This window comes from Photobacterium obscurum (assembly GCF_026191635.1).
In the GTDB taxonomy this organism is placed as follows: Bacteria; Pseudomonadota; Gammaproteobacteria; order Enterobacterales; family Vibrionaceae; genus Photobacterium; species Photobacterium obscurum.
Genome location: NZ_JAKRRW010000061.1, coordinates 1 through 710, shown reverse-complemented (window position 1 = coordinate 710; position 710 = coordinate 1). Strand labels below are relative to the sequence as shown.

The following is a 710-nucleotide window of genomic DNA, read 5'->3' as shown; positions in this document are numbered from 1 at the left end:
GGCAGTGGTACCAGTTATTCGGCGACGTTTACCCCGGACAGTGACCGCACCGCGGCGGCGACCATCGATGTGGCGGCCAATGCCTTCACTGACAGCGCGGGTAATGACAATACCGCGGCCACGCAATTGTCGATTACCCTAGATACCCAGCTGCCGGGGATCAGCATTGCCAGCGACAAGCCGAGCCTCAAGGCGGGCGAAACTGCCAGCTTGACCTTCACCTTGAGTGAAGCGAGTTCTGATTTTGCTGAAAGTGATATCAATGTGGTCGGTGGTAGCTTGAGCAGCTTTAGTGGCAGCGGATCCAGTTATTTGGCAACGTTTACGCCGGATGCCGATCGTACCGCGGCAGCGACCATCGATGTGGCGGCGAATGCCTTCACCGACAGCGCTGGTAACGATAATACTGCGGCGACCCAGCTCGCTATTACCCTGGATACCCAGCTGCCGACTATCAGCATTGCTAGTGATAAGCCGAGCTTGAAAGCGGGTGAAACTGCCAGCTTGACCTTCACCCTGAGTGAAACCAGTAGTGATCTTGCCGTCGGGGATATTACCGTGGTCGGTGGTTCGTTAAGCGGCTTTAGTGGTAGCGGCACCAGTTATAGCGCGACGTTTACGCCAGACTCTGATCGCACTGCGGCGGCGACCATTGATGTGACCGCCAATGCCTTCACCGACAGCGCTGGTAATGACAATACCGCGGCGAC

General features: G+C 56.9%; 1 protein-coding gene. It reads left to right on the top strand.

Features of this window, described 5'->3' with window-relative positions; all coding sequences use genetic code 11:
- A partial coding sequence (locus MD588_RS25895; RefSeq protein WP_265700833.1) for an Ig-like domain-containing protein occupies positions 1-710 on the top strand: 710 nt, incomplete at both ends.